Below are 21,153 nucleotides of genomic sequence, written 5' to 3' on the forward strand. Positions count from 1 at the left end.
CGCATGCGACTTTGCGCCATCCGCTATCGCGGCCTGGCCAAGGCGGCAGGACAGGTCCTCATCGCGGCCATCGCCTTCAACATGCGCCGCTGGGTAACGCTGGCCACCTGAGCCTGGGTCGCAGTGCGCCCGAAACCCACCGAATACGCCAACTCCTACCCCATCCGGCCGCAAACCCGCGCCGGAAAGCACCTCGATGCGCCCCTGCTGTCTCTCCAGGCGTCCAAAGCCTAATAACGCAACGGGCCCACAAGGGGGGAGATCAGCCGTCGCCACCGCTTTCGCCGTTCCCGCACCTCCATCCGTCAATTCATTATCATCGCGTCCATCGGCTGGAAGGTTGGTAGCGCTTGCGGAAAGACCAACACCGCTGCGCCATAAAGGAGCAGGGCGACACCTGACAGCTTTGCGATCCTCTCCCCTGACGGCAGGGTCTTTTCTGCAAAGATCAGCAAGGTGACCACGGCCATCGCTGCGATGTTCATGATCCCGAGAGGAAAGAGAGCGAGGAACAAAAGCCAGCAGCAGCCCAGGCAAAAAACTCCATGCTCCAGGCCCATGCGTACCGCGCCCCACTGACCATCGCGCCATGAGGTCAGGATGAAACCCATTGGCGTACGGCATTTGGCCAGGCACAGATCCTTCAGCGGAGACAATTGATAGGCGCCTGCCATCAACAGCAGCGCGCCGCCGATGCGCGCGGCCGTGGTGGCGGACATTCCCGCATGCGCCGCAATGAGCTCTCCGCCCGCCGCGCCGGCAAAGGCGAGCGCGCCCATCGCGCCCCAAAGCAGCATGTAGGCAGCCACGAAAAACCAGGTCGAGACAAAAGTCTCGCCGCGCCCCCGTTTGCCGGCCTGAACGCGATGAAACGTAAGGACCATGGGCGCGGCGGTCGGGAACATCATGGCAATCATCATGATCATCCAGACGGCAAGAAACAGCGGCGCCTTCATCCCCATGGTGGGTGAATACATCTGCATGTCCGCGCCCATGCCGAGCGACTGCCAGACAAGCACCGTCCACGCCGCCGCGGCGGCAGCAAGCAGCAGCGCGAGAATGATGTTTCGCTGCAATATCAGGGCCATGGGCTAAGTCCGTTGCGGCGGGGAAACTGGAGCAATTTCAGGAAAGTGTGAGCAGTTTTCCGTCCGAAATTGCGTCAAAACAAAGAGATAGAGCGGATCGCCGTTCCCATGAAACGGTGAAACGCTTTAGTGCTCGCCGGACCAATTGATCGGGGCATAGTGGCCGTTTCGGCGGGAATTATCCCAACGCATGCCATGGTCGCTGAATGTGCTGCCTTCTGCCCCCATCGCCAAAGCGAGCCAATCGGGGTTGACGGGATGGCCGGTGGCCGCCCACATCTGCCCGTCCTCGCGCATGGTCGGCAATGGTTCGACCGCCATCTGCATGATGCCCGCAATCTCAGCCGACCGCTTCTTGCCGTCGATCCGGTAGCTTATCGGCACCTTCTTGGCGCCGAGGTTCGTGCCGATCATCGGGGCCAGCACCGCCATCGGACCGCCTGCGGCGCCGGTGAAGATCGCGCCCAGCGCTTCCGTTTGCTTATCGTTGGCCCGTTCGTCGATATAGGCGGCGGCCGTCCAATTGCCGTCCGCCATCGGGCCAGGCGCGTGCGCAACCATCACAACGTTGAGGCCATCCAATCGAACGTCACCGTACTTGCCGGTATCGATATGAAAGACCAGGCCAACATCGCAAACGCCTTGCGTCGGCTTGGATGTCAGCTGTGCGTTGGTCGACAGCAGGCAAGGACACACGACATCGCAGTTGCAATTTTCGAAGTAGCTTCCAGACAGTTGCCAGCTGACCGCCATGTGCACCTCCCCACTTGCTTCGGGCGCGTCGGCATATCGCTTGGGCGACGTAGTGCCGTTCACAATAGTACAGGAACGGCAATTGGCCCCGCCGCGACTGGTCGGCACGCTAGGGCAATGTAAGCTATATCTAATTTACGTTACGCCGTTGCCCGGCACTGTCAAGCCGCGACGCTGATGGTGGCGAAGGCGATGGTGCTGTCAATCTCCCCCGGCGTATCGGCCCGATAACTCGCACCGCTGACAGACCAGCCGGGTCGGCGCGTCTCCGTTGGGAGCTTGGCCAGTCGGCGTGATGTCTTTCGTGTCTATCACCGATATATCAGCGCTAAAACCTAAGCTTAAGCCAAAACTTCATTCGCCGGCTAAATAGCGTGGCGTCCCAACCGCCTAGCGTTCGTCTTTCAACCGCCGGCACAGCTCGTCGAGCTGCTCCAGGCTGCGGTAATTCACGCGGATCGCGCCGCCCTTGCCCTTGTGCTCGATGGTCACGATCATGCCGATCGTGTCTGTCATCAGCTTTTCCAGCGCCAGCGTGTCGGCGTCCTTGTCCGATCCACTTTGCGCCGGCTTGGCCTTGGGCGGCGTGCCGCCAGCCGGCATCTGCGCCAGCGCTTCGGCCTGGCGCACCGAAAGACCCTCTTCGACAATTTGCTTGGCAAGCCCGGCCGGATCCTGCGCCGTCACCAGCGTGCGGGCGTGGCCTGCCGACAACGCGCCGTCGACCAGCATGTCTCTGATGACGTCGGGCAGCTTCAACAGCCGCAGCGTGTTGGCGACATGGCTGCGGCTCTTGCCGATGACATTGCCCAGGTCAGCTTGCGTGTAGCCGTGATCGTCGATCAGCTGCTGGTAGCCCATCGCTTCCTCGACCGGATTGAGGTCGGTGCGCTGAACGTTCTCGATGATCGCGAGTTCCAGCGCCGTGCGGTCGTTGACGTCGCGAACGATGATCGGGATCTCGGTCAGCCCGGCGCGCTGCGCCGCGCGCCAGCGCCGCTCGCCGGCGATGATCTCGTAGCGGCCGGCATGCGTCGGCGACGGTCGCGCCACCACCGGCTGCACCACGCCATGCTCGCGGATCGATTGGGCGAGATCGGTCAGATCGGCGTCACCAAAATGCCGGCGCGGGTTTTTCGGGTTCGGGCTGACAAACTCGATCGGCACCTTGCCGTCGGCGCCTGCAGCTGGCTTTTCCGGGGCCGCCGGGCGATCGATCTCGCCGATCAGGGCCGCCAGTCCACGCCCCAGTCTTTTTCTCGAAAGGTCTTCGTTCATCTCAATTCCAGATTCTTGGATCGTTTCGGTATCGAATCGGTCGGTTCCATCAACCAATTCTAATCAAGCGGCGCGTAATTTACGCTCGCGGCGGATCACTTCGGACGCAAGCTGCAGATAGGCCTGGCTGCCCGAGCATTTCAGATCGTAGAGGATCGCCGGCTTGCCGTAGGACGGCGCTTCGGACACCCGCACATTCCTAGGGATGATGGTCTCGTAGACCTTGTCGCCCATATGCGCCCGCACATCCTCAACCACCTGGTTGGCAAGGTTGTTGCGGCCGTCATACATGGTCAGCACGATGCCTTGGATGATCAGGTCCGGATTGATCGTGCGGCGCACCTGCTCGACCGTTTCCAGCAATTGGCTGAGACCCTCCAGCGCGAAGAATTCGCATTGCAGCGGCACAAGAACAGAATCGGCTGCCGCCATGGAATTCAACGTCAAAAGGTTGAGCGAGGGCGGGCAGTCGATCAACACATAGCCGAACGGCGCACCGCGTTCGGTCGCGGCACGCAGCGCATTGCGCAGCTTGAGCACCCGGTCAGGCGCCGACGCGATTTCCATCTCGATGCCGAGCAGGTCGAGCGTCGACGGCACGATCGACAGGCCGGGCACAGCCGTCGGGATCGCCGCCGCTTCCAGGTCGAGCTCGCCGGTCAGCACGTCATAGGAGGAGACGGTGCGGTCCTTGCGGTCGATGCCGAGACCCGTCGAAGCGTTGCCTTGCGGGTCGAGATCGACGATCAGCACCTTTTCGCCGATGGCGGCCAGTGCCGTAGCCAGATTGATGGCGGTGGTGGTCTTGCCGACACCGCCCTTCTGGTTGGCGACGGTGATGATGCGGGGGCCAGTTTTCATGGGTCTATGCCAAATATTCATTTGCGGGTCGCCAAAGGGTCGACGGCGGTCGCGAAGGGAGGCTTACGCAGTCCGCAGATCGGCCAATTCGAGGATGACGCCATGGGCGTCGGTCATGCTCGGATGTTCTACCAGATCGAAGGCCCAGCGGTGAGTGCTTTCTTCCACTTCGGCACGGTAATCCCGGCCTTTGTGGAACAGAGCGCGCGACCCCGTGGTCAGCCATGGCGCCGACAGATCGAGCAACGCTGGAAGCGCGGCCAGCGCTCTTGCCGTGACGATTTCCGGCGCGGAAACAAGTGCATAGCTGTCGTCGATGCGCCGCGCAACGACCCGGGCCGGCAAACCGAACTGCCCGATGACCGCTTGCAGGAACGATGCTTTCTTGCGGTTGCTTTCGACCAGATCGATCGACGCGCCATCGCGCTCGACTAGCAGGAAAGCCAGCACCAGGCCCGGAAAACCGCCGCCCGAACCGAGATCAACCCAGCGTTTGGCCTGCGGGGCGATTCGCGCCAGCTGGGCACTGTCAAGAATGTGGCGACCCCAGACATCGTCCAGCGTCGACGGCGCCGCAAGGTTGATGCTGCGGTTCCATTTTAGAAACAGCTGTTCGAACGCCACCAGGCGCTCGAATGTTTCACGTGAAACTGGTCCTGCGGCCTCCTGCAGGCTCGTCCATGAGGCAGCGCTCACGCAACGGCCCTTTGCGCCGCCGCTTCGGTATTGCGCACATGCGCGACGATGATTGCGAGCGCCGCCGGCGTCATGCCTTCCATGCGCTGCGCATCGGCGATCGAGCGCGGCTGCCGCGTCCGCATCTTCTGCTTTAGCTCATTAGAAAGTCCTGGAACATCGGCAAAGTCGACAGAAGCCGGGATCAACCGGCTTTCCTCATGCCGGATCTGCGCAACATCGGCTTGCTGGCGATTAAGATAGACCGAATATTTCGCTTCCGTTTCGAGCCGCTCTGCCGTCTTGGCATTAATGGTGCCGAAGGCCGGCGCGACGCGTGTCAGCCAGGCGACATCGACACCGGGATAGGCGAGCAACTCATAAGCCGAGCGGCGCACGCCGTCCTTGTTGACCTCAAGTCCATGCCGCGACGCCTCATTCGGCGTCATGGTCGTGGCCCGGGCGAGGTCGCGTGCCTTATCAAGGTCAACGGTAATCTGGTTGAACCGCTGCGTCCGCTCCGATGACACAACGCCGAGCTTCGTTGCCAGCGGCGTCAGTCGCTCATCGGCATTGTCGGCGCGCAGCGACAGCCGGAACTCAGCCCGCGAGGTGAACATACGATAGGGCTCGGCGATGCCGCGGCTGGTCAAATCGTCGACCATCACGCCGATATAGGCTTCAGTCCGGCTGAGCACGATCTGATCGCCCACCGACGCCTTGCGCGCGGCGTTCAGCCCGGCAAGCAGGCCTTGCGCGCCGGCTTCTTCATAGCCGGTGGTGCCGTTGATCTGCCCGGCCAGGAACAAGCCGGCAATGCGCTTGGTTTCCAGCGTCGGCTCGAGCTCGCGCGGATCGACATGGTCGTATTCTATGGCATAGCCCGGCTGCAGCATGGTCGCGCGCTCCAGACCCGGAATGGTCTTCAGAATATCGAGCTGCACATCCTCGGGCAGGGAGGTCGAAATGCCATTGGGGTAGACTGTGTCGTCGTCGAGGCCTTCCGGCTCGAGGAAAATCTGGTGGCCTTCGCGATCGCCGAACTTGACGATCTTGTCCTCGATCGACGGGCAGTAACGCGGCCCAACCCCTTCGATCGAGCCGGAATACATCGCCGAGCGGCCGAGATTGGCGCGTATGAGCTCATGCGTGGCCGGCGTCGTGCGGGTGATGCCGCAATGAATCTGCGGATTCTGGATTGTGTCGGTCAGCAACGAGAACGGCGAGGGATGTTCATCCGCCGCCTGGCTCTCCAGCGACGCCCAGTCGATGGTGCGGCCATCGAGCCGCGGCGGCGTACCGGTCTTCAGCCGCCCGAGCGCAAAGCCGGCACGGCTCATCGTCGCCGACAGGCCGAGGCTCGCCTGCTCGTTCATCCGTCCGGCAACGATCTTCTTCTCGCCAATATGGATAAGGCCGCGCAGGAAGGTGCCGGTGGTCAACACCACTGCGCCGCAAGCCAGCCGCCGCCCACCAGCCAGGAGCACAGCCGCGATCCGTCCCTCTTCGATCTCAAAATCCAGCACCTCGCCCTCGACGACGTCGAGATCGTTCTGCTGCCGAATCGCTTCCTGCATGGCCAGCCGATAGAGCTTGCGGTCCGCCTGGGTGCGTGGTCCGCGCACGGCGGGGCCCTTGCGGCGGTTGAGCAGACGGAACTGGATGCCGGCCGCATCCGCGACGCGGCCCATCAGCCCGTCCATGGCGTCGATCTCGCGCACCAGATGGCCCTTGCCGAGCCCACCGATCGCCGGGTTGCAGGACATGACGCCGATCGTGTCGAAGCGCAGCGTGACCAGCACGGTCCTGGCGCCGCCGCGCGCGGCAGCGCTGGCCGCCTCGCACCCGGCATGGCCGCCGCCCACCACAACCACGTCATAGTGATCGATCATTTCGTTTTCCAAATTCAGAAGTCGCCGACACATGTCCCCGAGAGGCAGCGCTGTCAAGGATGGGAGACGATTCGTTTCACGTGAAACAGCGGGAAGGCACGCATTACCTTCGTCACCCTAGGGCGGAGCAAGGAGCGGAGCGACGCAGCGCAGACCCTAGGATGACGAAAGGTGGCGCCCGTGTTTCACGTGAATCACCCCACGCCGCCGCGCCCGAGTGTTTCACGTGAGTCACTTCCCGATGCAAAACTGCGAAAAAATCACGTCGAGCAAATCCTCGACATCCACAGCGCCGACGATCCTCCCCAGCCGATCCGCCGCGAGCCGCAATTCTTCCGCCCGCAGCTCCTGGCCGCGCGCCTCTCCAGACAAAGCCGAAATCAGAAAACGCCTCGTCTCGTTGAGCAGCTCCACATGCCGCAGCCGCGACGGCAGGATATCGCCGGCATCGCCAATCGAAGCGGCCGCACGCGTTCCGATGTCAGACAGCAGTTCCGCCAATCCCGTTCCATCGACGGTCGAGATCGTTGCGTCATAGGCACCAGCCGCCGGCACCAGCCTCAGGAGGTCGACCTTGGTGCCAATCCTCAAAGTGGGGATGCCCGCCGGCATGTCCCCAACAGCGACCGGGTTCACAAGATCCTCCAGCACCAGCACCAGGTCAGCCGTCCGCGCCTTGGCGCGCGCCTTCTCGATGCCGATCGCCTCAACCTTGCCCGGCGCGTCGCGCAGGCCCGCCGTGTCGGTCACCCTGACCCGCACGCCGTTAAGGTCCAACACCACTTCAAGCAAATCCCGCGTCGTGCCGGGTTCATCCGTGACAATCGCCGCCTCCCGCCGGGCCAGCGCGTTGAACAGGCTGGACTTGCCGGCATTGGGCGCACCAAGGATGACCACCTCAAAACCGTCGCGAATGATCTCCGCGGCATGGAAGCCCTCGATATGACGGCCGATTTCATCAACCATCGCCCTAACGTCCGACCAGACCGTATCCGAAACGGAACCGGGGACATCTTCCTCATCAGAGAAGTCGATCTCCGCCTCGATCATAGCGCGGGCATGGATCAGCCGGCCGCACCAGCCGAGATAGAGCGTACTCTGAGCACCCTCTGCGTTCTGTACCGCAAAGCGGCGCTGTGCCTCGGTTTCGGCGTTGACCAGGTCGGCCAGCGCCTCGGTCTCGACCAGATCGAGCTTACCGTTGAGAAAGGCACGACGGGTGAATTCGCCGGGCACCGCATGACGCACGCCGTCAAAGCCGGCGATCGTCTCCAGCATTTTGCCGGCGACGGCACGGCCGCCATGGATATGGAATTCGGCGACGTCCTCGCCGGTAAAGCTATTTGGGCCCGAAAAGAACAGCACCAGGCCGTGGTCGATCAGCAACCCGTTGGCCGTCCGAAGCTTGCGCAAAGCTGCAACGCGGTCCTTAACCATGCTTCCGGCGATCGTTTCGACTACGAATCGAGTCTTCGGGCCGGAAATGCGGATGACGGCGATACCTGCCGGCAGGCGGCCGCTGGACAGCGCTACGATCGAATCGCCTGAAATCATTTGCCCGCTCTAACCAATCGCCCTAGCTTGAAATCCATCCCGACACCGCCAAACCGAGCGTGCCCGCCTGTGACCTTGCCTGCGCAAAACCTGCTTGCCGAAGAAGCCAGCCCCTATCTGCAGCAGCACAGCGGCAATCCCGTGCATTGGCGGGCCTGGTCGCCGGCGGCGCTCGCCGAAGCCGCGGCCTTGCAGCGGCCGATCCTGCTCTCGATCGGTTACGCCGCCTGCCACTGGTGCCATGTCATGGCGCATGAAAGCTTCGAGAACGCCCAAGTCGCCGCCGTCATGAACCGGCTGTTCGTCAATATCAAGGTCGATCGCGAGGAGCGGCCCGACATCGACCAGATCTATATGGCGGCGCTTTCCTCCATGGGCGAGCAGGGCGGCTGGCCGCTGACCATGTTCCTCAACCCCGATGGCAAGCCGTTCTGGGGCGGCACCTATTTTCCGCGTGAGGCCCGCTATGGCCGTCCCGGCTTCGTCCAGGTGATGGAGGCCGTCGACAAGGCCTGGCGCGAGAAGCGAGAAAGCCTCGACCAGAGCGCCGATGGCCTGACCAATCATGTCGAGGCGCGCTTGGCCGGCGTCCACGCCAAGGCCACGCTCGACAAAGCAACGCTCAGCGATCTCGCCGGCCGCATCGACGGCATGATCGACCGCGACCTCGGCGGCTTGCGCGGCGCACCGAAGTTTCCCAACGCGCCGTTCATGCAAACACTTTGGCTGTCCTGGCTGCGCGATGGCGTCTCGTCACACCGGGATGCCGTGCTTATCAGCCTGGAAAAGATGATGGCCGGTGGCATTTACGACCATGTCGGCGGAGGCTTGAGCCGCTATTCAACCGATGCCGAGTGGCTGGTGCCGCATTTCGAAAAGATGCTCTACGACAATGCGCAGCTGATCCGCCTGTGCAACTGGGCCTATGCCGCCACCGGCAATGATTTGTTCCGGATACGAATCGAAGACACGGTCGCTTGGCTGCTGCGCGAAATGCGTGTCGATGGCGGCGCCTTCGCCGCCAGTCTCGACGCAGACAGCGACGGCGAGGAGGGGCTTTTCTACACCTGGAGCAAGGATGAAATAGAGTCCGTGCTAGGCGACGATTCGGCCTTGTTTTTCAGATACTTCACGCTCTCCGGCCCACATGGTTGGGAAGGCAAGCCGATGGTCCATCAGACCGATGCCCAGCAGAGCCAAAGCGTGCCTGACCGGGATGTACTGATCCCATTGAAGGAAAAGCTGCTGCCGGCACGGGAGCAGCGCGTCCGCCCGGGCAGGGACGGCAAGGCGCTGACCGACTGGAACGGCCTGATGATCGCGGCCCTCGCCGAAGCCGGCCGCTCGCTGGACCGGCGCGACTGGATCGACGCGGCCGCAAAAGCCTTCGCCTACATTGCCGATGCCGGCCATGACGGCCGCTTGCCGCACTCGATGCTCGGCGCCAAGAAACTGTTCCCGGCGCTGTCCAGCGACTATGCCGCGATGACCAACGCGGCCATTGCGCTGTTCGAAGCGACAGGCGACTCAAGCTATGTCGATCAAGCGAAACAATTCATTGACCGGCTCGACCGCTGGCACCGGGATAGCGACGGGACCGGCTATTACCTGACCGCGTCCGACAGCACCGATGTGCCGATCCGCATCCGCGGCGATGTCGACGAGGCGATTTCGTCCGCCACCAGCCAGATCATCGAAGCCCTGGTTCGGCTGGCCTCGGTTACCGGCGATCTCGAATTGCAGGACAAAGCGTGGCGGGTCGCCGAACACGCCATGGGCCGGGCCGGGCACCAGTCCTACGGCCAGGCAGGCATCGTTAACGCCTGCGCCCTGGCACTTGAGCCTCTGAAGCTGGTGCTCGTCGATTCACCAGAGGGGCCAAGCCTCGTTCCGGCTACGAATCGGAATCCTGACCCGCGCCGCGTCGACATCGTCGTAGCAATCGGAACGGAGGCGAATCGACCGGCTTTACCGGGTGGCATCCTGCCACCAACCGACCGCCCGGGCGCATGGTTTTGTACTGGCCAGATCTGCCTGCCGGTGGTGACCGATCCGCAGGATCTCGAAGCTCTGCTGCGACGCAGCCAATAAGCTCAGCCGCCATTCAGTCCAAGGCAGATGGAAGCGGGGTTGCATCGATCGCGGGCGGCCGCGGCTTGAACAGCAAATCCCTGGCCGCGACCACCGCTCCAACCGTTATCAGCATGCAGGCGAGCGCGACCGACCAGTGAAAGACGCCAAAACCCGCCAGCAGAAGCACGATCAACGAAAACAAAGGCGCGGCATAGGACAGCGCGCCGAGGATCATGATGTCGCCGTGCTTGCAGCCATAGTCCCAGGCATAGAAGCCGGCGCCGAGCGGTATCGTGCCGAGAATGACAATGGCGCTCCACTGCACGGCCGTCTGCGGCCAGACGGTGGTTTCAAGCGTCAGATGCAAGACGAAGGCTACCGCCGCCGTGATGAAACAGTAGCCGGCCACGACATCGGTCGGCACCTTGCCGAAGCGGCGTGACAGCACCGAATAGGCTGACCAGACGAAGGCGCAAAACAGGGCGATGACATGCCCGGTCATCACCCCATTGGCCAAGCCGACGTTGCCGCCTTTGGTGATCACCATGATGGCGCCTGCCAAGCCAAGCACGACCCCGACGATATGGTGAAGCCTCAGCCTTTCTCCCGGCAGGAAGGCAGCGAAGACAACGATCAGCAAAGGCCAGAGATAGGCGATCAGGCTGACCTCGACCGGAGGCGCCGACTGGATGGCGAAGAAATAGGCGCAGTGATAGATGCACAGCCCCGCCGTGCCGAGCGCCCAGACCTGCCATGGCTGGCGCAGCGACCGGATCGCCGCCGGGCGGACAAGCCAGCTCGACGCTCCGACCAGCCCGCCAAGCAGGAACGTCATCGCCGCGAGCTGAAAGGGCGGAATGGGCCCGGCCGCCGTCGAAAGCAGCGCCAGGAATGACCATGTCAAAATGGCGGAAAAGCCGATCAGGGTCGGGATTGTTTTCTTCATGCGGCTTCCGATCTCCAGGGCACCAAGTCCTCGCATGGCGGCGCCAACAGAAATTGCCGTCTATGGTCACTCCATATCGGGAATGCGACCTGTCGCCGGCCAAAGAAAAACCCCATCCCGGTTTCCCGGAATGGGGCTTCATGAAACGGCCGAGGATCTGATGAACTGTTTACGTGTTCATCGAGTCGAAGAAATCCGCGTTGGTCTTGGTCTGCTTCAGCTTGTCGATGAGGAACTCGATCGCGTCGGTGGTGCCCATCGGCGCCAGGATGCGGCGCAGCACGAAGATCTTCTGCAGGTCCTGCTTGGAGACCAACAGGTCCTCCTTGCGGGTGCCGGACTTCAGAATGTCCATGGCCGGATAGATGCGCTTGTCGGCGACCTTGCGGTCGAGCTGGATTTCGCAGTTGCCGGTGCCCTTGAACTCTTCGAAGATGACTTCGTCCATACGGCTGCCGGTGTCGATCAGCGCGGTGGCAATGATGGTCAGCGAGCCGCCTTCCTCGATGTTGCGGGCGGCACCGAAGAAGCGCTTCGGCCGCTGCAGTGCATTGGCGTCGACACCGCCGGTCAGCACCTTGCCCGATGATGGCACAACGGTGTTGTAGGCGCGGCCGAGGCGGGTGATCGAATCGAGCAGGATGACGACGTCGCGGCCATGCTCGACCAGGCGCTTGGCCTTCTCGATGACCATTTCGGCGACCTGGACGTGACGCACCGCCGGCTCGTCGAAGGTAGACGAGATGACCTCGCCCTTCACCGAGCGCTGCATGTCCGTCACTTCTTCCGGCCGCTCGTCGATCAGAAGCACGATCAGATAGCATTCCGGATGGTTGGCGGTGATCGAATGGGCGATGTTTTGCATCAGCACGGTTTTACCGGTCCGCGGCTGCGCGTTGATCAGCGCGCGCTGTCCCTTGCCGATCGGCGCCACCAGGTCGATGACGCGCGGCGAGATGTCCTTCGAGGTCGGATTGTCGATCTCCATCTTCAGCCGCTTGGTCGGATAGAGCGGCGTCAGATTGTCGAAATGGATCTTGTGGCGGATCTTTTCGGGATCGTCGAAATTGATGGTGTTGACCTTGAGCAGCGCGAAATAGCGCTCGCCCTCTTTCGGGCTGCGGATCGGCCCTTCGACGGTGTCGCCGGTCTTCAGCGAAAAGCGGCGGATCTGCGAGGGCGAGATGTAGATATCGTCGGGACCCGGCAGATAGTTGGCATTGGCGGAGCGCAGGAAACCGAACCCGTCCTGCAGCACCTCGACCACGCCATCACCGATGATCTCGATTTCCTGGGCGGCCAGTTTCTTCAGGATGGCAAACATCAGCTCCTGCTTGCGCATGACGCTGGCGTTTTCCACCTCGAGCGATTCGGCATAAGCGATCAGCTCTGGCGGTTTCTTGTTCTTGAACTCTGCGAGTTTCATTTCTTGCATAGACGGACTCTGAGTAGGCTTTTTGAGGGAAATATCGGCTGGATGCGACAAATGCCGGGCGCGGCCGAAAAGCGAAATGGGCGGCGCATGACGGGAAGGAAGACCCGTCTTGTATCGTCGGTCGGTTGAAAGAGCAAGCCGCCTTTTGCGGAGGACCTTCCAGGCTCCGCATCATACTTTTCAGAAAACCAGCTTCTGGTTTTCAGGTCGATGCGGGAAGCCTCAGAACGGCTTGACGATGACCAGCACGACGATGACGATCATCAGCAATGTGGGGATCTCGTTGACGATCCGCCAGTGCCTTGCCGGTTTTTCGTTGCGATCCTCGGCGAATTTCCTCACCGCACCGGCCAGATAGCCGTGCACGCCGGACATCAGAACCACCAGGCCGATCTTGGCGTGCAGCCAGCCGCCATGGAAACCAAAGCCTTTCCAGGCGAGCCACAGGCCAAACACCCAGGTGATGACCATGGCCGGATTGATGATGCCGCGCAGCAGCCGGCGCTCCATCACCTTGAAGGTTTCCGACTGCACCGAGCCCTTCTCGGCATCGGCGTGATAGACCAGCAGCCGCGGCAGATACAGCATGCCCGCCATCCAGGAGATCACGGCGATGACATGGATCGCCTTCGCCCAGGGATAGAAATCGTCGGGCCCGAACAGGAACAGCAATCCCGCCAGCACCAGAAACACGGCAATGGCCATCGCCGCACGACGCATGGCGCCGCCTTCTGCAGGGCCTTTTCCCATCATGGTCATGACGCGCTCCGCACCTGCTTCACCATTGCCTCGACATGCGCCACCGCTGTCTCCGGCGTAATGCCATGGCCGAGATTGAAGATCAGCGGTCCGTCGCCCAACGTCTTCAGGATCGCATCGACGCCGTCGGACAGCGCCTTGCCGCCAGCCACGAGCCGCAAGGGATCGAGATTGCCCTGGACCGCCCCGGAGTGCTGCAATGCCTTCGCTGCCGCCAGAGGCACCGTCCAGTCGATCCCCAGCCCCGTCACACCGGTCTTCTCCCGGTAGCTCTGGTAGCGGGCGCCGGCGCCCTTGGGAAAACCGATGATTGGAACGTCGGGATGCACGGCGCGAACCTGGCGAACGATCTCCGCCACGGGCTGCACGCAGAACTGTTCGAACGACGCATCGTCGAGCACGCCGGACCAGGAATCGAAGATCTGCACCACATCGGCACCGGCCTCTATCTGCCTGATGAGATAGGCGGCTGAATGATCGGCCAGCACCTTCAGGAGCTGCTGAAAGGCTTCCGGCTCGCGATAGGCAAACAGCCGGGCCGGCGCCTGGTCGGGCGTGCCATGGCCGGCAATCATGTAGGTCGCCACCGTCCACGGCGCGCCACAAAAGCCGATCAGCGTCGTCTCGTCAGGCAGTTTCGCCCGCAGCCGTCGAACCGTCTCGTAGACGGGCGAGAGATTCACGTGAAACGTCTCGCTGTTGAGAGCCAAAATCTCAGTCGCCGTGATCGGCGTCAGCAGCGGTCCGCGGCCTTCTTCAAAGCGCACGTCACGGCCGAGCGCATGCGGCACGACAAGGATGTCGGAGAACAGGATCGAGGCATCGAAGCCGAAGCGCTCGATCGGCTGCAGCGTCACTTCGACGGCAAGGTCTGGATTGTAGCAAAGATCGAGAAACGACCCGGCGCGCTTCCTGGTCTCGCGATATTCCGGCAGATAACGCCCGGCCTGACGCATCATCCAGAGCGGCGGCGGAAACACAGCCTTGCCTCTCAGCACGTCCAGCATGATGCGGTTCTCGGGCATTGAGCGCTCTCTTCCCCTGCCTTCTCTTATAATTAAATAGTCTATTTCTAGAATCTTCTGATTCTAAGAGTCTGTTGGTTGTGGTGGTTGTCACCTGTCCCGCTTTGCCCCTGAAAAGGCCAGCCAGCATATTGTCGCGTGCTTCTCTCACGGGATTGGCGGAGAGTGTGGATGACCAGGATTCCATCACTGGAGTCAAGGACTTGACGTCGCCGCCGAAAAACCGCCTCTGTGGATGAAGCGCTGGCAAGAATCTCTGTCCCCAAAATTGTCCCCAGCCGCCCGACGAAGCCGACAGCGCAGCGAATTGTGGACAACTCGCCTTCTGATACAGTCGCTTCCAGCCGGTCGCCTTTCCGGTGCCTGTTTATCCACACAAGCCCACAGCCTGAGGCGCCCCCTGTGAACAAACCCCAGAGCTTCTTTCACCTGCACCTGATCTCCGACGCCACGGGCGAAACGCTGCTGGCGGCCGGCCGGGCGGCTTCGGCGCAATACAAGGATGCCCGCGCCATCGAGCATATCTATCCGCTCATCCGCACCGAAAAGCAGGTGGCCAAAGTGTTCGAGGACATCGAGGAGGAGCCGGGCATCATTCTTTATACGGTTGTCGACCAGAAGCTGGCGCGCGGCATTGACGAGCGCTGTGCCGCCATGGGCCTGCCCTGCGTTTCGGTGCTGGAGCCGGTGCTTACCGTCTTCCAGTCCTATCTCGGCACCCCGGCCGGCCGCCGCGTCGGCGCCCAGCATGTGCTCGACGCCGACTATTTCCGCCGCATTGATGCGCTCAACTTCACCATGGAGCATGATGACGGCCAGCTGCCGGCCAATATGGATGACGCCGACATCGTGCTGATCGGCATTTCCAGGACATCGAAGACGCCGACCAGCATCTATCTCGCCAACCGCGGCATCAAGACCGCCAACATCCCGATTGTGCTCGGCGTGCCGGTGCCCGAAAGCCTGGTCAGCGCCTCGAAGCCGCTGATCGTCGGCCTGATCGCCACCGCCGAACGCATCTCGCATGTCCGGCAGAACCGTATTTTAGGCAACAGCAGTACCTATGAAGCGACCGATTATGTCGACCGCGCCGCCATCACCGAGGAGCTCGCTTATGCCCGCCAGATCTGCACCCGCCACAACTGGCCGATGATCGACGTCAGCCGCCGCTCGATCGAGGAGACCGCGGCGGCAATCGTTGCCCTGAGGGGGAAGACGCGCTAGTTCCGGACCCCTGGCGGGACAGCACCCCCCTCTGCCTTGCCAGGCATCTCCCCCTCAAGGGGGGAGATTGGACGTCGCGGCGACCGTTGCGAAATCTCCAAGGCCGCAGAAATGGGTGAAGCGACGAAGCTGCTAATCTCCCCCCTTGAGGGGGAGATGTCCGGCAGGACAGAGGGGGGTGTGAAGGAATGAGACGTTTCAAATGACCGAAAAAATCATCCTCGCCTCCGGCAGTCCATTCCGAAAGGCCATGCTGGTCAACGCCGGGCTCGACATTGAAGCCGTCCCTGCCGAGGTCGATGAGCGCGCGCTCGAGGCGCCGTTGCAGGACAGCGGCGTGTCGCCGGAAGATGTTGCCCTGATCCTTGCCGAGGCCAAGGCCACCGAGGTCAGCGAGCGCAGGCCGGGAGCACTGGTGCTCGGCTGCGACCAGACTTTGTCACTGGGCGATGAAGTGTTCCACAAACCGGCCGACACGGAAGGCGCTCGCCGCCATCTGCTGGCGCTGTCGGGCAAGACGCATCAGCTCAACAGCGCCGCCGTGTTGTGCCGAAACGGCGCGGTGCTGTGGCGCCATGTCGGCATCGCCAGCCTGACCATGCGCAAGCTCGATCCTGCTTTCATCGGCCGCCATCTGGCCCGCGTCGGCGCCAAGGCGCTGGCGAGCGTCGGCGCCTATCAGATCGAGGGCGAAGGCATCCAGCTGTTCGAAAAGATCGAAGGCGACTATTTCACCATTGTCGGCCTGCCGCTGTTGCCGGTGCTGAAGGAATTGCGTGCGCTCGGAGCCATCGATGGTTGAGAAGAAAGCTTTTGTCACCGGCCACCCGATCGCGCATTCGCGCTCACCCAGGATTCACCGCTATTGGCTCAACAAATACGGCATCGACGGCAGCTACCGCGCAATCGACGTCGCGCCGGCCGATTTTCCCGAATTCCTCGCCTCGCTCCATGCCAACAGGCTTCAGGGCGGCAACGTCACCATCCCGCACAAGGAGGTCGCCTTCGCCCGGGTCGAGCGCCGCGACGAGGCGGCGGAGATGATCGGCGCCGTCAACATGCTGTGGCTGGACGATGGCGTGCTGTGGGGGGGCAATTCGGACTGGCTCGGCTTTGCCGGCAATCTCGATGAGCATGCGCCGGGCTGGGACAGAAATGGCCCGGCCGTGGTGCTGGGCGCCGGCGGCGCTTCGCGCGCCGTCATCCATGCGCTGAAGGTGCGGGGTGTCGGGGATATCCGCATCGTCAACCGCACGCTGGCGCGGGCGCAGGAACTGGCGGACCGCTTCGGCGCCGGCGTTTCCGCCCATGGCGCGGTTGGCGACCTGCTTGGCGATGCCGGCCTGCTCATCAACACCACGGCGCTCGGCATGCATGGCGATACCACGCTCGCCGCCGATCCGGCAGGGCTGCCAGATCACGCCATCGTTTCCGATATTGTCTATGTGCCGCTGGAAACCCCGCTGCTTGCGGTGGCGCGCGCGAGAAATCTGAAGACGGTCGACGGGCTCGGCATGCTGCTGCACCAGGCGGTGCCCGGTTTCGAACGCTGGTTCGGTAAGAGACCGGAGGTCACGCCGGAGTTGCGCACCATGATCGTCGCCGACATTGTTTCCAAATGATGGGGTCGCCAAATGATGGGCGCCAAACGATGATCGTGCTCGGCCTCACCGGATCGATCGGCATGGGCAAGTCGACGACGGCCAAGATGTTCACCGACGCCGGGGTGCCGGTGCATGATTCCGACGAAACCGTGCATCGGCTTTATTCCGGCAAGGCGGCACCTCTGGTCGAGGCGGCTTTTCCTGGAACCGTGGTTGCCGGCTCGGTCGATCGCACCGAGCTGGCACGGCGGGTGCTCGGCAATGCCGCTGCGCTGAAGACGTTGGAGACAATCGTCCACCCGCTGGTGCGGGCCGACGCCGACGCCTTCCTGACGAAGCACCGCGCCGCCGGCACACCGCTGGTCGTGCTCGACATTCCGCTGCTGTTCGAAACTGGCGGCCGCAACCGTGTCGACAAGGTCGTCGTCGTCACCGCGCCGGCGGACATCCAGCGCGCCCGCGTGCTGGCCCGTCCCGGCATGAGCGAAGAAAAGCTGTCGGCGATCCTGGCCAAGCAGGTGCCCGACGCCGAAAAACGCCGACAGGCCGATTTCGTCATCGACACGGGTGAGGGGATGGACGCTGCCCGAATTGCGGTCGATGCCATCATTGCCGAGCTCTCCAGGCGCTGACGCCTTTCCCTTCTCCCCCTGTGGGAGAAGGTGTCGCCGAAGGCGACGAATGAGGGGTGCTCCAGGGAAACGCCGACGCCTCATTCCGCTGGAACACCCCTCAACCGTCTCGGCGCTGCGCGCCGATCCACCTTCTCCCACAAGGGGAGAAGGGGAAAAGAGGCATTGCCCATTGCCATTTTGTTCCGGTGTATGATTCTGCTTATGTAAAGTGAGCTGATTCTATGCGTGAGATCATTTTCGATACCGAAACCACCGGCCTCGACATGCGCGACGACCGCATTATCGAGTTGGGCGGCGTCGAACTGGTCAACCGCTTCCCGACCGGCCGCACCTTCCACAAATTCATCAATCCGCAAGGCCGCGCCGTCCATCACGAGGCGCAGGCCGTGCACGGCATCAGCGCCGCCGACTTGGTCGGCAAGCCGACCTTCGCCGAAATCGCCGAGGAATGGCTGTCCTTCACCGACGGCGCCAAGCTCGTTGCTCACAACGCCAATTTCGACATCGGCTTTCTCAACACCGAATTCGGCCGGCTCGGCCAGCCGAATATCGATACGGGACGTGTCGTCGATACGCTGGCGCTGGCGCGGCGCAAGCATCCGATGGGTCCGAATTCGCTCGATGCGCTCTGCCGCCGCTACGGCATCGACAACGGCCACCGCACCAAGCACGGCGCGCTGCTCGATTCCGAACTTTTGGCCGAAGTCTATATCGAGCTCATCGGCGGCAAGCAGGCCGCCCTCATCCTCGAAACGGTCGCGGTGCAGGTCAATGGCAATGGCGACGTCGCCGACATCGACATCTCGATCGCCGCCCGCCCGATAACGCTTCCGCCGCGCCTGACCGAAGCCGAACGCACGGCGCATGCCGGGCTGGTGGCGACACTGGGCGAAAAGGCGCTGTGGCTGAAGGTGGCGGCGGGGTGAACAGATCGGGGAGGTCGTGTTCCGTCACGCCCCCCTCTGTCCTGCCAGACATCTCCCCCTCAAGGGCAGGGCAATCGCATATGGACTCTTTCGAGGAATCGAACGGCGAACAAATCGGAATCGCGTCGAGAACAAACGTCGCGAGATTCCATCTTTGTTCCGCATATGCGATTCCCCTGCCCTCAAGGGGGGAGATTAGCAGCTTCGCCGCTCCAGCCATTCCTGCAACGTCGAAGATTGGCGAAGGTCGCGATGACGGCCAATCTCCCCCCTTGAGGGGGAGATGCCTGGCAAGGCAGAGGGGGGTGCTGTCCCGCAGTCCTCTCCAACAAAAAGCCCGGCACAAGGCCGGGCTTTTCAATCCACAGTGGCGAACGTTCAGCTCACCTTGACCTTCGATGCCGCCTGATCCTCGGCCAGCTTCTGCTGGAACATCTGGGCAAAATCGATCGGGTCGAGCATCAGCGGCGGGAAGCCGCCGTTGCGCGTGGCTTCGGCGATGATCTGGCGGGCAAAGGGGAACAACAGCCGCGGGCATTCGATGAACAGGATCGGCAGCATGTGCTCCTGCGGGAAGCCGGCGATGGAAAAGACGCCGCCATAGACCAGTTCGACGTTGAACAGCACTTCCTGGTCGAAGGACGCCTTGGCGTTCAACGTCAGATTGACGTCGAACTGCTTGTCGGACAGCGGGTTGGCGTTGACATTGACGTTGATGGCGATGCCGGGGGCCTTGTCGCGGCCGCGCAGCGAGTTCGGCGCGCCGGGGCTTTCGAAGGACAGGTCCTTCACATACTGGGCAAGCACGTTGAGCGACGGCTGTGCCGTCTCGCCGTTGCCGTTTGCGGCGCCGACCGGCGCGTCATCTTTGCTGGCCATGAGCCTTGATCCTTTTGCCTGGGCAGCAGCGCTGACCGAATTGAAATCGGGCGTTGGCTAGCATGGTCGGCATGACAAGACAAGGTTTGCCGCCTTGTGACCGGACGGATCAAGACGGAACGATCTCAGTCGTCTTTCAAACGCCGCCACGGCGAATTGTGATCAGGGCCGCGCTTGAAATCGTCCTCGCGCGAATAGTCGCCGTCGTTGAGATCGATGACCTTGTCGCGCGACCTGCCGCGGAAACCGCCGGTGAAATCGGTAGCGACGACGATGCGGCCCTTGAGCCGGCTCCAGGCAAGGTCGCGCACCGGCGGCAGGAACAGCAGCAGGCCGATAATGTCGGTGATGAAGCCGGGGATGATCAGAAGGATCGCGGCGACCACGATCATGGCGCCATGCGCGAGCTGGCGGCTGGGGTCGCCGCCGCCGGCCATCTCGGCGCGCACCCGCGCCATCACGCCGAAACCCTGGTGCCGGAGCAGAAGCACGCCGGCAATGCCGGAGGCCACCACCAGGCCGACCGTCGCCAGCGCCCCGACCTCGCGGCCGACAATGACAAAACCGGCGATTTCCAGCAGCGGCAGCGCAAGCAGGAACAGAGGGAGGAAGGAAATGCGCAAGTCTTGACCGATCGTTTCCATGTTTTGCCGGGCGGCATGCAATCGCCGCTGGCACTGAGGCCGTTAGATAGGTATGCCTGCCTTTGATTTGAATGATTGCGCCATGCGTTCTATATGCTTTGCATGTTGAACGCTATGCGATCGCGGCCCGGATTGGCTGGCGGTCCCGGCCAGGTCAGGGATTGATTGGCGAAAGATATGGGATTCTTCGACTTCGGCACCATTTTCTTTCTGATTGCCGCAGTGGTGATCTTTTTCCAGCTGCGCAACGTGCTCGGCCGCCGCACGGGCAGCGAACGCCCGCCCTTCGATCCGTATACGGCCAGCCGCACCGACAAGGACGCGACCCAAAAGCCCGAAAATGTGGTTTCGCTGCCGCGCAAGCGCCTGCCGGGCGAAACCGCTGCCGAAACCTATGCGGCCATCGACGCCTTCGCCAAGCCCGACACCGACCTCAACAAGGGCCTGCGCACGATCAAGGACAATGACCCGTCCTTCGAGCCCAAGGGATTCGTCGACGGCGCCAAGATGGCCTATGAGATGATCGTCATGGCCTATGCCGATGGCGACCGCAAGACGCTGAAGAACCTGTTGTCGCGTGAGGTTTTTGACGGTTTTGTCGCCGCAATCGGCGACCGCGAGGCGAAAGCCGAAAAGATCCAGTCTTCCTTCGTCGGCATCGACAAGGCCGATATCGTCTCGGCCGAGATGAAGGGTGGCGAGGCGCACATCACGCTGCGCATCGTCAGCGAGCTGATCTCGGCGACCCGCGACAAGGCAGGCGCTGTCATCGACGGCGATCCAGAGACGGTGGCCGAGGTCAAGGATGTCTGGACCTTTGCCCGCGACACGCGCTCGCGCGATCCGAACTGGAAGCTGGTCGCCACCGAGGAAGAAGACTGAAATCCGGACATTGGCGAGGC

20 protein-coding genes and 1 pseudogene are annotated in these 21,153 nt (G+C 62.5%); 8 read left to right on the top strand and 13 right to left on the bottom strand.

All coding sequences use genetic code 11. From position 1 onward, the window contains the following. Window positions 1–111 (top strand): annotated as a pseudogene (locus tag AC1DZ8_RS31185) (IS5/IS1182 family transposase); the annotation flags it as partial. Window positions 112–305: 194 nt separating this feature from the next. Here AC1DZ8_RS31185 and AC1DZ8_RS31190 read toward each other — a convergent pair. The 7 genes from AC1DZ8_RS31190 to mnmE form a co-directional block, all read right to left on the bottom strand. Further along, window positions 306–1,088 (bottom strand): DUF2182 domain-containing protein, encoded by a 783-nt coding sequence (locus AC1DZ8_RS31190; protein ID WP_477310770.1) that lies wholly within the window; start codon window positions 1,086–1,088, stop codon window positions 306–308. 126 nt (window positions 1,089–1,214) lie between these two features. Then, complete coding sequence (locus tag AC1DZ8_RS31195) at window positions 1,215–1,847, bottom strand: DUF1326 domain-containing protein (RefSeq protein ID WP_477402223.1); 633 nt, start codon at window positions 1,845–1,847, stop codon at window positions 1,215–1,217. 384 nt (window positions 1,848–2,231) lie between these two features. Then, a complete protein-coding gene (locus AC1DZ8_RS31200; protein WP_477310774.1) occupies window positions 2,232–3,119 on the bottom strand; it encodes a ParB/RepB/Spo0J family partition protein in 888 nt (295 codons plus the stop codon). Window positions 3,120–3,182: 63 nt separating this feature from the next. Beyond that, window positions 3,183–3,980 (bottom strand): ParA family protein, encoded by a 798-nt coding sequence (locus tag AC1DZ8_RS31205; protein ID WP_477287828.1) that lies wholly within the window; start codon window positions 3,978–3,980, stop codon window positions 3,183–3,185. A gap of 63 nt (window positions 3,981–4,043) precedes the next feature. Further along, window positions 4,044–4,676: a 16S rRNA (guanine(527)-N(7))-methyltransferase RsmG gene (rsmG, locus tag AC1DZ8_RS31210; RefSeq protein ID WP_477402225.1), complete on the bottom strand. Its 633-nt coding sequence runs from the start codon at window positions 4,674–4,676 to the stop codon at window positions 4,044–4,046. Further along, a complete protein-coding gene (gene mnmG, locus AC1DZ8_RS31215; RefSeq protein ID WP_477310780.1) occupies window positions 4,673–6,547 on the bottom strand; it encodes a tRNA uridine-5-carboxymethylaminomethyl(34) synthesis enzyme MnmG in 1,875 nt (624 codons plus the stop codon). The genes rsmG and mnmG overlap by 4 nt, the downstream gene beginning before the upstream one ends. Window positions 6,548–6,778: 231 nt before the next feature. Continuing rightward, entirely contained in the window at window positions 6,779–8,101 is a 1,323-nt protein-coding gene (gene mnmE, locus AC1DZ8_RS31220; protein ID WP_477310782.1) for a tRNA uridine-5-carboxymethylaminomethyl(34) synthesis GTPase MnmE, read from the bottom strand. 69 nt (window positions 8,102–8,170) lie between these two features. Here mnmE and AC1DZ8_RS31225 point away from each other — a divergent pair, with 69 nt between their 5' ends. Then, complete coding sequence (locus tag AC1DZ8_RS31225; RefSeq protein WP_477310784.1) at window positions 8,171–10,192, top strand: thioredoxin domain-containing protein; 2,022 nt, start codon at window positions 8,171–8,173, stop codon at window positions 10,190–10,192. A 13-nt stretch (window positions 10,193–10,205) separates the two neighbouring features. Here the strand turns inward: AC1DZ8_RS31225 and yddG are convergent, their stop codons facing one another. From yddG to hemE, 4 genes are all read right to left on the bottom strand, one after another. After that, window positions 10,206–11,120, bottom strand: coding sequence for an aromatic amino acid exporter YddG (gene yddG / locus AC1DZ8_RS31230; protein ID WP_477310786.1), 915 nt, complete (start codon window positions 11,118–11,120; stop codon window positions 10,206–10,208). 169 nt (window positions 11,121–11,289) lie between these two features. Next, complete coding sequence (rho, locus tag AC1DZ8_RS31235) at window positions 11,290–12,555, bottom strand: transcription termination factor Rho (protein ID WP_112560220.1); 1,266 nt, start codon at window positions 12,553–12,555, stop codon at window positions 11,290–11,292. Window positions 12,556–12,777: 222 nt separating this feature from the next. Next, window positions 12,778–13,308: a protoporphyrinogen oxidase HemJ gene (gene hemJ, locus AC1DZ8_RS31240; protein WP_477310800.1), complete on the bottom strand. Its 531-nt coding sequence runs from the start codon at window positions 13,306–13,308 to the stop codon at window positions 12,778–12,780. A gap of 2 nt (window positions 13,309–13,310) precedes the next feature. Further along, window positions 13,311–14,339, bottom strand: a complete 1,029-nt coding sequence (gene hemE, locus AC1DZ8_RS31245; RefSeq protein WP_477310788.1) for a uroporphyrinogen decarboxylase — start codon at window positions 14,337–14,339, stop codon at window positions 13,311–13,313. Window positions 14,340–14,741: 402 nt separating this feature from the next. Here hemE and AC1DZ8_RS31250 point away from each other — a divergent pair, with 402 nt between their 5' ends. The 5 genes from AC1DZ8_RS31250 (at window position 14,742) to dnaQ (ending at window position 18,728) form a co-directional block, all read left to right on the top strand. Next, window positions 14,742–15,563 carry a pyruvate, water dikinase regulatory protein gene (locus AC1DZ8_RS31250; RefSeq protein WP_477310790.1) on the top strand — a complete coding sequence of 274 codons (822 nt, stop codon included), beginning with the start codon at window positions 14,742–14,744 and terminating at the stop codon, window positions 15,561–15,563. Between the two features lie 202 nt (window positions 15,564–15,765). After that, window positions 15,766–16,365, top strand: a complete 600-nt coding sequence (locus tag AC1DZ8_RS31255; protein WP_477310792.1) for a Maf-like protein — start codon at window positions 15,766–15,768, stop codon at window positions 16,363–16,365. Then, the gene (locus AC1DZ8_RS31260; RefSeq protein WP_477310794.1) at window positions 16,358–17,185 is read left to right on the top strand and encodes a shikimate dehydrogenase; all 828 of its coding nucleotides are present in this window, start codon (window positions 16,358–16,360) and stop codon (window positions 17,183–17,185) included. Before AC1DZ8_RS31255 ends, AC1DZ8_RS31260 begins: the two co-directional genes overlap by 8 nt. Window positions 17,186–17,214: 29 nt before the next feature. Further along, on the top strand, window positions 17,215–17,799 hold the full coding sequence (gene coaE, locus AC1DZ8_RS31265) for a dephospho-CoA kinase (RefSeq protein WP_477402229.1): 585 nt from the start codon (window positions 17,215–17,217) through the stop codon (window positions 17,797–17,799). 224 nt (window positions 17,800–18,023) lie between these two features. Next, window positions 18,024–18,728 (top strand): DNA polymerase III subunit epsilon, encoded by a 705-nt coding sequence (dnaQ, locus tag AC1DZ8_RS31270; RefSeq protein WP_477310798.1) that lies wholly within the window; start codon window positions 18,024–18,026, stop codon window positions 18,726–18,728. A 378-nt stretch (window positions 18,729–19,106) separates the two neighbouring features. On the opposite strand, the gene secB is transcribed toward dnaQ, so the two are convergent. Continuing rightward, entirely contained in the window at window positions 19,107–19,607 is a 501-nt protein-coding gene (secB, locus tag AC1DZ8_RS31275) for a protein-export chaperone SecB (protein WP_477232355.1), read from the bottom strand. 125 nt (window positions 19,608–19,732) lie between these two features. Next, a complete protein-coding gene (locus tag AC1DZ8_RS31280) occupies window positions 19,733–20,230 on the bottom strand; it encodes an FxsA family protein (RefSeq protein ID WP_477310802.1) in 498 nt (165 codons plus the stop codon). A 198-nt stretch (window positions 20,231–20,428) separates the two neighbouring features. Between AC1DZ8_RS31280 and AC1DZ8_RS31285 the strand changes: the two genes are divergently transcribed. Beyond that, window positions 20,429–21,133 (top strand): Tim44/TimA family putative adaptor protein, encoded by a 705-nt coding sequence (locus tag AC1DZ8_RS31285; protein WP_477265678.1) that lies wholly within the window; start codon window positions 20,429–20,431, stop codon window positions 21,131–21,133. The last annotated feature ends 20 nt before the right edge of the window (window positions 21,134–21,153 follow it).

The sequence above is a fragment of the Mesorhizobium sp. P2_F7 genome (genome assembly GCF_056403695.1).